6 protein-coding genes and 1 pseudogene are annotated in these 10633 nt (G+C 74.1%); 3 read left to right on the top strand and 4 right to left on the bottom strand.

The window, feature by feature from the left end; genetic code table 11:
* Positions 1-268: 268 nt before the first annotated feature.
* A pseudogene (locus QK440_RS41485) lies at positions 269-610 on the bottom strand (MGMT family protein); the annotation flags it as partial.
* Between the two features lie 623 nt (positions 611-1233).
* Here QK440_RS41485 and QK440_RS32555 point away from each other — a divergent pair.
* The 3 genes from QK440_RS32555 to QK440_RS32545 all read left to right on the top strand — a co-directional run bounded on the left by QK440_RS32555 (position 1234) and on the right by QK440_RS32545 (position 7231).
* Positions 1234-3930: a lysylphosphatidylglycerol synthase transmembrane domain-containing protein gene (locus QK440_RS32555; RefSeq protein ID WP_282796854.1), complete on the top strand. Its 2697-nt coding sequence runs from the start codon at positions 1234-1236 to the stop codon at positions 3928-3930.
* Positions 3931-4013: 83 nt separating this feature from the next.
* Positions 4014-5573, top strand: a complete 1560-nt coding sequence (locus QK440_RS32550; protein WP_282796842.1) for an alpha/beta fold hydrolase — start codon at positions 4014-4016, stop codon at positions 5571-5573.
* 65 nt (positions 5574-5638) lie between these two features.
* Positions 5639-7231, top strand: a complete 1593-nt coding sequence (locus QK440_RS32545; protein ID WP_282796841.1) for an alpha/beta hydrolase — start codon at positions 5639-5641, stop codon at positions 7229-7231.
* A 183-nt stretch (positions 7232-7414) separates the two neighbouring features.
* On the opposite strand, the gene moeZ is transcribed toward QK440_RS32545, so the two are convergent.
* From moeZ to QK440_RS32530, 3 genes are all read right to left on the bottom strand, one after another.
* Complete coding sequence (gene moeZ / locus QK440_RS32540; RefSeq protein WP_282796840.1) at positions 7415-8593, bottom strand: adenylyltransferase/sulfurtransferase MoeZ; 1179 nt, start codon at positions 8591-8593, stop codon at positions 7415-7417.
* A 63-nt stretch (positions 8594-8656) separates the two neighbouring features.
* Positions 8657-9394, bottom strand: coding sequence for a spherulation-specific family 4 protein (locus QK440_RS32535; RefSeq protein ID WP_282796839.1), 738 nt, complete (start codon positions 9392-9394; stop codon positions 8657-8659).
* Complete coding sequence (locus tag QK440_RS32530; RefSeq protein WP_282796838.1) at positions 9382-10332, bottom strand: NAD-dependent epimerase/dehydratase; 951 nt, start codon at positions 10330-10332, stop codon at positions 9382-9384. The genes QK440_RS32535 and QK440_RS32530 overlap by 13 nt, the downstream gene beginning before the upstream one ends.
* Positions 10333-10633 lie beyond the last annotated feature (301 nt).

The following is a 10633-nucleotide window of genomic DNA, read 5'->3' as shown; positions in this document are numbered from 1 at the left end:
GCGGCTGCCCGCCGCGGCAGCTCGCCCCGCCGTCGGGGCCGCGCACCCCGCCGTCGGGGCCGCTCGCCCGGCCGCCCCGGTGAGGGCCGGACGCCCGGCCGCCGCCGTCAGGAGCGGTCTCCCGCCCTTCTCGGTCGCTCATCGGCCCTTCTCGGTCGCGTATGCGGCCCTCAGGAGCGGCATCCCATCCCTCCAGGTCGCCCGTCCGCCCCTCCAGGTCGCCCGTCCGGCGCTCGGGGACGGCTGCCCCGCCGCCGGGGGCGGTCACCCCGCCGTCCCAGCGGGCCCGCCGCATGTCGAGCCGTGGCACGTGCCCCTCGGCGGTCCGGCCCGCCTCTCTCAGGGGGGTGCCCTCGGCGCGGTACGCCTCCAGGGCCCGCAGTTCGTGGCCGGGGAGCAGGACGCCGTCGGCGCGGACCACGCGCCACCACGGGACCCCGCCGCCGTAGAGGGACATGACCCGGCCGACCTGCCGGGGGCCGCCCTCCTCCAGCCACTCGGCGACGTCTCCGTAGGTCATGACCCGGCCCGGAGGGATCGTCTCCGCCAGGTCCAGGACGCGCTCCGCGTACTCCGGCAGCTCCGGTACCGCTCGGCTCTCCTCGCTCATCCGGACCATCTTGCCGCATGGCACCGACACCGTGACCGGGTGACGACGGAGCGCCCGAGGCGCCGCACAAAACCGCCCGAAGCGGCACACCATGGCTCTTTCACGCCCCCGTATTGCCCCCTGATGCCCCTCGTTGTCGGCGGGGCATGCCACCATCGTGCGGGCGGTGACAGGTGATACGAGATCAAGAAGAGGCGACGGAGCAGCAGAGCGTGCATTCCGACAACACGGCTGGCACCTCTGCGGGCGCGTCACGCCGCGACTCGGGTGAGTCGGCCCTGAGACCCCACGGAGAGCAGCCGCCCCGGCCGGACGCGGCCGAAGGACAGCCCCCCTCCGCGGACGCCCCCAGCAAGGACGCGGCCCCGGCGACGGGCCCCGCCCCGGCCTCGGACCCCGGCCAGGACGCGGCCTCCGCCGGGGCCCCCGGGCGGGCCCCCGCCCCGGCGTCCGGCCAGGACCGGGGCCCGGCCCCGGAAACCCCCTTGGTCGCTCCCCCTGTCCTCGCCTCCGCCCACGGCGACCACGACCACGCCGACTGCGGTGACGAGGACGCCTACAACGAGCGCGTGGAGGGCGACGAGCCCCTGCTCCCCGCGCGCGTGCACCGCCCCTCCGACCTGATGCGGCTGCTCGTCGGCATCCTGGCGATCGCCGTGGTGCTCGCGATCTCCGCGTTCGCGCACGGCACGACGTCGGGCCTGGAGCAGGACATCAACGCGGGCACCGGCGAGCCGCCGGACCTGCTGATGAAGCTGGCGGGCCTGACCGCGAGCATCGGTGTGCTGCTCGTGCCGGTGGCGTTCGCGATCGAGCGCCTGATCAAACGGGACGGGCTGCGGATCGCCGACGGCGTGCTCGCGGCCGTCCTCGCGCACGGCGTGACCCTGGCCACCGACCTGTGGGTGGCCAGGGGTGCCCCCGACTCCATCCAGGACGCCCTCACCCAGCCGTCGCCCGGTGACGTGCACGCGCTGACCGACCCGGTGCACGGCTACCTCGCGCCGGTCATCGCGTACATGACGGCCGTCGGCATGGCGCGCCGGCCGCGGTGGCGCGTCGTGCTGCTCGTGGTGCTGCTGCTCGAGGCGTTCACGATGCTGGTGTCGGGCAACACGACGCCGTTCTCGATCATCCTGACGGTCCTGATCGGCTGGAGCGTGGCGTACGGGACGCTGTACGCGGTCGGTTCGCCGAACGTGCAGCCCACCGGTCAGACGCTGCTCGCGGGTCTGCGGCACGTCGGGTTCCGCCCGGTGAGCGCCGCCCGCGAGGACGCCGGGGACAGCTCGGACCAGGCCGCCGACCGCGGCCGCCGCTACTTCGTCACCCTGGAGGACGGCCCGCCCCTCGACGTCACGGTCATCGACCGCGAGCAGCAGGCGCAGGGCTTCTTCTACCGGGTCTGGCGCCGTCTGACGCTGCGCGGCATCACCACCCGGCGCAGCCTGCAGTCCCTGCGCCAGGCGCTGGAGCAGGAGGCCCTGCTCGCGTACGCGGCGATCGCGGCGGGCGCCAACGCGCCGAAGCTGATCGCCACCTCGGAGCTCGGCCCGGACGCGGTGATCCTCGTCTACGAGCACACGGGCGGGCGGTCCCTGGACTCGCTGCCCGACGAGGCCCTCACCGACGAGCTGCTGCGGGAGACCTGGCGGCAGGTGCGGGCGCTGCAGTCGCGGCGCATCGCGCACCGCAGGCTCGCCGGGGACGCCGTCCTGGTGGATCGTTCCGGCAGGGTGATCCTCACGGATCTGCGCGGCGGCGAGATCGCGGCCGGTGACCTGGTCCTGCGGATGGACATCGCCCAGTTGCTGACCGCGGTCGGCCTGCGGGTGGGCGCGCAGCGCGCGGTCGCCACGGCGGTCGACGTGCTCGGGCCCGACGCCGTGGCCGACTGCCTGCCGCTGCTCCAGCCGATCGCGCTGACCCGTGCCACGCGCGCGACGCTGCGCAAGCGGGCCCGTGAGCGCGCCCAGCGGGAGCGTGAGGCGGTCCTGGAGGCGTCCCGGAGGGCGAAGGCGGCACGCGGCGAGGAGGAGGCGGCCGCGGCCGCCCGGGACACGGCCGCCAGGGAAACGGCAGCCACGGACGCAGCGGCCATGGAAACGGCGACCACGGACGCGACCGCCACGGAAACGACCGAACGCGAGGCGGTCGCGGACACGGCGGCCATGGACGCGGCCGAGCCCCAGGCCGCCACCGACGCCGCCGGGCCCCGGTCCGGGGACGTGGCGGCGCGCAAGGCCGGGCGTGCGGAGAAGCAGGCCGAGAAGCAGGCCATAGACGTGGCCATGGAGCAGGCCCGCGAGGAGGACCTGCTCACGCAGATCCGCCACCAGGTGCTGCTGATCCGGCCGACGGCCCCCGTGGAGCCGGCCCAGTTGGAGCGGATCAGGCCGCGCACGCTGATCAGCTTCATCGCCGGTGCCCTCGGCGCGTACTTCCTGCTCTCGCAGCTCACCCACGTCGACTTCGGCACGATCATCGACGAGGCCGAGTGGGGCTGGGTCGTCGCGGCGGTGGCGTTCTCCGCGCTGAGCTACTTCGCCGCGGCGATGAGCCTGCTGGGCTTCGTGCCCGAGCGTGTGCCGTTCCTGCGGACGGTGTCGGCGCAGGTCGCGGGGTCGTTCGTGAAGATCGTGGCGCCCGCCGCGGTCGGCGGTGTCGCGCTGAACACGCGGTTCCTGCAGCGGTCCGGGGTGCGCTCGGGGCTCGCGGTGGCGAGCGTCGGCGCCTCGCAGCTGTTCGGGCTCGGCTCGCACGTGCTGCTGCTGCTGGTCTTCGGCTACCTCACGGGCACCGAGAAGACGCCGTCGCTGACGCCGTCGCGCACGGTCATCGCGGGCCTGTTGTCGGTGGCGGTGCTCGTGCTCGTCGTCACCGCCATCCCGTTCCTGCGGAAGATCGTCGTCGCGCGCGTGCGGTCGCTGTTCGCGGGTGTCGTGCCGCGCATGCTGGACGTGCTCCAGCGCCCGCAGAAGCTGCTCACCGGCATCGGCGGCATGCTGCTCCTGACGTTCTTCTTCGTACTGTGCCTGGACGCGTCCGTACGGGCGTTCGCCAGCGAGGAGATGGGCACGCTGAGCCTGGCCAGCGTCGCGGTGGTGTTCCTCGCGGGCAACGCCCTCGGCTCCGCCGCGCCCACGCCGGGCGGCATCGGCGCGGTCGAGGCGACCCTCACGGTCGGCCTGATCGCGGTGGGCGTACCGAAGGACGTGGCGGCGCCCGCGGTGCTGCTGTACCGGCTGCTGACCCTGTGGCTGCCGGTGCTCCCAGGGTGGCTGTTCTTCAACCACCTGACGCGCAAGGGACTGCTGTAGGGCCCCTCCCGGGCCCGCGGCCCGGGTCACCCGCACGGCTCGCGCCCCGAGCGGCCCCCGGCGCTCCCCCGCAGGATGGAGCCATGCCCAAGCTCCCGCCGCGCGCCAGGGCCCTGGCCGCCACCGCCGTCCTGCTCTCCGCCGCGCTCGCGGCCTGCGGTGACGGGGACGACGGCGGCTCGGGCCGGGCGTCGGCCGATCAGCGGCTGCGCTGGAAGGACTGCCCGGCGCCGTCGGCGGCCGAGGGCGGCGGCGGGGCCCCGTCACCGCTGCCCGGCGGGACGGCGTGGCAGTGCGCCACCATGAAGGCCCCGCTCGACTGGGACGAGCCCGGGGGCGACACGATCGACATCGCCCTCATCCGCGCGCGGGCCGACGGGTCGAAGGACCGGCGCATCGGCTCCCTGGTGTTCAACTTCGGCGGCCCCGGCGGCTCGGGCGTCACCTCGCTGCCCGCGTTCGGCGGGGACTACGCGAAGCTGCGCACCCGATACGACCTGGTCAGCTTCGACCCGCGCGGCGTCGGCCGCAGCGCCGGGGTGCGGTGCATGGACGACCGGCGGCTCGACGCGTACTTCCAGCAGGACGCGACGCCCGACGACGCGGCGGAGCGCGGAACGTTCGTCGGCAACGTGAAGAGCTTCAACGAGGCGTGCGAGAAGAACTCCGGCACAGTGCTCCCCCACGTGCGCACCACCGACGTGGCGCGCGACATGGACCTGATGCGGCGGGTGCTCGGCGACGACAAGCTGCACTACTTCGGCATCTCGTACGGCACCGAACTCGGCGGCGTCTACGCGCACCTGTTCCCCGAGCACGTGGGCCGCGCCGTCTTCGACGCGGTCGTCGACCCCACCGAGACCCCCGAACAGGGCTCCCTGGGCCAGGCCAAGGGCTTCCAGCTCGCCCTGGACAACTTCGCGGAGCACTGCGTCTCCCAGGCCGCCCCGGACGACGACTGCCCCCTCGGCGACACCGCGGACGACGTCAAGGGCCGGATCGCGAAGCTCCTGAAGGACCTCGACGCCGAGCCGCTGCCCGGGCTGCCGCCGCGCGAGCTGACCCAGACCGCGGCCACCAACGGCATCGTGCAGGCGCTGTACTCCCAGGACTTCTGGCCCTACCTCACCGAAGGCCTCCAGGAGGCCTACGACGGCGACGGCAGGATCCTGATGCTCCTGTCCGACGCGATGAACGGGCGCGACGAGAACGGCTCGTACAGCAACCTGTCGGCCGCGAACGTCGCGATCAACTGCGCCGACGACAAGCCCCGGTACACGACCGCGGACGTGGAGGCGCGCCTGGAGCGGTTCCGGGCCGCGTCGCCGCTGTTCGGCGACTACCTGGCGTGGGGCCTGCTCGGCTGCTCCGGCTGGCCGGTGCCGGGCGCGGCCGACCACCCGGACGTCGGCGCCGCCGGCGCGGCCCCCGTCCTCGTCATCGGCAACACCGGCGACCCGGCCACGCCGTACGAGGGCGCCCGCAAGATGGCCGCGTCCCTGGGCAAGGGCGTGGGGGTCGAGGTGACGTACAAGGGGCAGGGGCACGGGGCGTACGACAGCGGGAACGCCTGTGTGCGCCAGGCCGTGGACGGCTATCTGCTCGACGGGACGGTGCCGCGGGCGGGGACCGTCTGCGCCTAGGGCCGGGCGGGGCTGTCAGAGGGCCCGCCTAGTATGGCCGGACGGTCTTTCGAGGGGGGAAGCGTATGCCGCGTTTCGTACGGCCGGCGGCGCTGGCCACGGCGGCGGCCCTGGTGGCCGCGCTGGCCGCGGGCTGCAGCGGATCATCCGACGACAAGGGCGACAAGGGCGGCGGCACGGCGGACGGCAAGCCCCCGGCGGCGCGGGGCGCCGACCCGGAGCCGCGGCCGGACCCGTCGTCCACGCTGCCCGCGTCCGTCGTCGCGCAGAAGCTCGACTGGGGGCGCTGCGAGGCCACCGGCGGCAAGGGCGCGCCGGGCGCGGAGTGGCAGTGCGCCACCCTCAAGGTCCCGCTGGACTACGACGAGCCGGACGGCGAGACGATCGGGCTCGCCCTGATCCGGGCCACGTCCACCGCGAAGAAGCCGGGCGACCGCATCGGGTCGCTGCTGTTCAACTTCGGCGGCCCGGGCGGCTCGGGCGTCTCCATGCTGCCCGCGCTCTCCCACTCGTACGACGACCTGCGCGAGCGGTACGACCTGGTGAGCTTCGACCCGCGGGGCGTCGCCGCCAGCGAGGGGGTGCGCTGCCGCAGCGACAAGGCGACCCAGGCCGCGGAGAGGACCGACCCCACGCCGGACACCCCGGCCGAGGAGAAGGCGTACTTCGCCGACGCCAAGGCCTTCGGCGCGGGCTGCGCGCGGGCCGCCGGGCGCCTGCTGCCGCACGTCTCGACGGCGGACGCGGCCCGCGACATGGACGTGATGCGCCAGGTCCTCGGCGACGACAAGCTGCACTACCTGGGCATCTCGTACGGCACCGAACTGGGCGGCACGTACGCCCACTTGTTCCCCGAGAAGGTGGGCCGCCTGACCCTGGACGCGGTCGTCGACCCGTCGGCGGGCGCGGTGGGCCACGCGAAGAACCAGGCGCGGGGCTTCCAGCGGGCCCTGGAGAACTACCTGAAGTCCTCCGGCGAGGACCCGGAGGCGGGCACGCGGAAGATCGTGGACCTGCTGCGCCGCGTCGACGCGAAGCCGCTGCGGACGTCCTCGGAGGGGCGCGAGCTCACCGAGGCGCTGGCGACGACGGGCATCACGGTCGCGCTGTACAGCAAGCAGACCTGGCCGGTGCTGACGAACGCCCTGGAGGAGGCCGAGAAGGGCGACGGCTCGGCGCTCCTGGAGCTGGCCGACGCGTACAACGAGCGGGACGCGTCGGGGAGGTACAGCACCCAGAGCCACTCGCAGCGCGCGATCTCCTGCCGCGACGACAAGGAGCGGCCGACGGCGGCCGAGGCCAAGGCGCGGCTGGCCGAGTTCCGGAAGATATCGCCGGTGTTCGGCGGGTTCATGGCCTGGGACACGGCGGGCTGGTGCCACGACTGGCCGGTGGCCGGGCTCCACACCTCCCCCGAGGTGAGCGCCCCCGGCGCCGCCCCGGTGCTCGTCATCGGCAACACCGGTGACCCGGCCACGCCCTACGAGGGCGCCCGCAGGATGGCCGACGAGCTGGGCGACGGCGTCGGCGTCCACCTGACGTGGAAGGGCGAGGGCCACGGCGCGTACGGCAACGGCAGCGACTGCGTGGACGACGCGGTCAACGGCTACCTGCTGAAGGGCAAGGTCCCCCGGAACGGCACGGTCTGCGCGTCCTGAGCGGGGCACCGGCCTCGCGCCCTGAGGGGCCCGGCCCGCGTGTCCTGAGGGGGCCGTGTGTCCTGAGGGGCCCGGCTCGCGTGCCCGGGTCGGCGCTGACGCGACGGAGGTCACCGGCGGACGCGGCGGAGCCCCGCCCACCGAGGTGGACGGGGCTCCGGGCCCAGCGCTTGGGGCGCGGGCTCAGTAGACCGGCTTCTCGGGCTCGATCTGGTTGACCCAGCCGATCACGCCGCCGCCCACGTGCACGGCGTCGGCGAAGCCCGCGGACTTCAGGACGGCGAGGACTTCCGCACTGCGGACACCCGTCTTGCAGTGCAAGACGATCCGCTTGTCCTGGGGCAGGGTCTCCAGGGCGGAGCCCATGAGGAACTCGTTCTTCGGGATCAGCTTGGCGCCCGGGATGGAGACGATCTCGTACTCGTTCGGCTCGCGGACGTCGATGATCTCGATCTTCTCGTCGGCGTCGATCCACTCCTTGAGCTGCTTGGGAGTGATCGTCGAACCGGCGGCCGCCTCCTGGGCCTCCTCGGAGACGACGCCGCAGAAGGCCTCGTAGTCGATGAGTTCGGTGACGGTGGGGTTCTCGCCGCAGACCGCGCAGTTCGGGTCCTTGCGGACCTTGACCTGGCGGTACTGCATCTCCAGGGCGTCGTAGATCATCAGGCGGCCGACGAGCGGCTCGCCGATGCCCGCGAGGAGCTTGATGGCCTCGTTGACCTGGATGGAGCCGATGGACGCGCACAGCACGCCGAGCACGCCGCCCTCGGCGCAGGAGGGGACCATGCCGGGGGGCGGGGGCTCCGGGTACAGGCAGCGGTAGCACGGCCCGTGCTCGGACCAGAACACCGAGGCCTGGCCGTCGAAGCGGTAGATGGAGCCCCAGACGTACGGCTTGTTCAGCAGCACGCAGGCGTCGTTGACCAGGTAGCGGGTGGCGAAGTTGTCCGTGCCGTCGACGATCAGGTCGTACTGGCCGAAGATGTCCATCACGTTGTCGGCCTCGAGCCGCTCCTCGTGCAGGACCACGTTCACGTACGGGTTGATGCCGAGCACGCTGTCGCGGGCGGACTCGGCCTTGGAGCGGCCGATGTCGGACTGGCTGTGGATGATCTGGCGCTGCAGGTTCGACTCGTCGACCTCGTCGAACTCCACGATGCCGAGGGTGCCGACGCCCGCCGCCGCGAGGTACATCAGGGCCGGCGACCCGAGGCCGCCGGCGCCCACACAGAGCACCTTGGCGTTCTTCAGCCGCTTCTGCCCGTCCATCCCGACGTCCGGGATGATCAGGTGGCGGGAGTACCTGCGGACCTCGTCGACGGTGAGCTCGGATGCTGGCTCGACCAGGGGTGGCAGCGACACGGGGACTCCGTTGGTCGGATATGCGGAACGGTGGTTCTCTCCGTAACACTGCCACGGCCTTCTTCATTCCGAGACACCTGGTCCGACACGCGAGACGATCTCGTCCCAGTACCCGGGCAGGGTCTCCCAGGGGTCCGGGCCCGCGCGGTCGGTGAAGTAGATCGTCGACGCGCCCTGCCAGCGGGCCACGCGCAGTGCCTCGTCGAGGTGGCCGCGCGGCACCCCGTGGACGAGGTGGCAGAAGCGGTCGGGCGGGTAGGCGGCGGTCCACTCGGCGACCTGGGACCAGCGGTAGTCGCTCCACGGGCCGCTGAAGGTCACCAACTGGTCGGCGGACTCGGCGTATCCGGGGTGGGGCTGGCCGCCGTGGCCGAACACCACGTGGCCGCCGCCCAGGAGCGCGCGCAGGGTGGCGACGGTGCGGCGGACCTCCGGCAGGGCCGTGCGCTCCCGCGGGCAGCGGGCGAGGTAGAAGCCGTCGACCAGGTACCAGTCCAGGTAGCGGTGGGCGTCGGAGACCTGCTCGCCGAAGCTGCGGGCGCCGTGCGCCACGTCGAGGTGGCCGAGGACCCGGACGCCCGCGTTCCGCAGGCGTCCGGCCGCTGCCAGGCAGTGCGGGTCGGGCCGGTCGCCGGGGCCGTCGCCGACGGTGAGGACGACCCAGTGCAACGGGGCGCCGGGGCGGGCGAGTTCGGCCCACTCGGCGGTCGCGAGCAGCGGGTGGGCGATGCCGGGGACGCCGAAGCCGACGCGCAGGTCGGTGCTCGCCGCGCCGCGGGCCGTGGTCGTCAGATGCGGCACGCGGCCTCCATCCAGATGTCGGCGAGGGACTCCTCGAGGTTGATGCGGGGCCGCCAGCCGAGCCGGTCGCGGGCGGTGCGCACGTCGGCCTGCTGCCAGCTCCCGCAGCCGTCCGGGTAGGGGTACGCCGTCGGTCCGGCGTGCTCGGTGTCGCCGCGCTGGTGGATCACGGGCCGGCCGGGGGGCTGGTCGAGTTCGTGCAGGGCGCCGCCGTAGCCGGCGACGCGGGCCAGCACGGCGGCGGCGTCGCGCAGCCGCACCGCGCGCCCGGAGCCGATGTTGACGACGCCCTGGGCGGCGGAGAGGGAGGCGGCGTGCACGGCCCGCGCGATGTCGCGTACGTCGATGAAGTCGCGCTGCACGCCGAGGCCGCCGAGCTTCAGCTCGCCGTCGCCGGACTGCATGGCGCGCCGCATGGCCTCGGCGAGGCGGCCGAGCGGCGAGCCGGCGGGGGTGCCGGGGCCCGCGGGCGAGAACACCCGCAGGACCACGGCGTCCAGGCCGGAGCCGAGGACGAGTTCGGTGGCGGCCAGCTTGCTGACGCCGTACGGTCCGCCGGGCCGGGGCACGGCGTCCTCGGCGGTGGACGAGCCGGGCTGGCTGGGCCCGTACTCGGCGCCGCAGCCGAGCTGCACCAGGCGGGCGCCGCAGCCGCTGCGGCGCAGGGCCTCGCAGATGGTGGCGACGGCGACCGTGTTGTGCCGGGTCAGCTCGCGGGCGCCGCCGCGGGTGGCGCCGGCGCAGTTGATGACGACGCCCGGGTGCACGGCGTCCAGGAAGCGCGTGAGCGCCCCGGGGCTGCCGCTGGCGAGGTCGAACCGTACGTCGGAGTCGTCGCCGCGGCCGAGGGCGGTGAGCTGCACCGCGGGGTCGGCGAGCAGCCGGTCGGCGACGAACCGGCCGAGGTATCCGTTGGCTCCGATCAGCAGCACCCTCATCGGGCGCCTCCGGGGACGGACGCTCGGATGCTGGGCCTTGTCATCTGTGTTTCTCCTTCAGGATGGTGCCGACTGTCGCGGGTGACGGACGGACCGGCGCGGACCGCCGCGACCTGGGGCCGCGCCGCCCGGATCCGCGCCGGGGGCGGGCCGCCGGGGTGGTGCGGTCGGGGGTGCGCCGGGGCAGGGGGTCGCGCGGCGGGAGGCGCGCCGCGGGTGCGGGGCGCGCTGAGGGGTGGTGCCCTGAGGGGTGGGGGGGGGGTGTGCGGCTGGGGGCGCGTACGGCTGGAGGCGTACGGGG

The organism is Streptomyces sp. CC224B (assembly GCF_030010595.1).
GTDB classification, from domain to species: Bacteria; Actinomycetota; Actinomycetes; order Streptomycetales; family Streptomycetaceae; genus Streptomyces; species Streptomyces longispororuber.
Note: the sequence above shows the minus strand (reverse complement) of the source record. Positions and strands in the feature narration are given on the sequence as shown.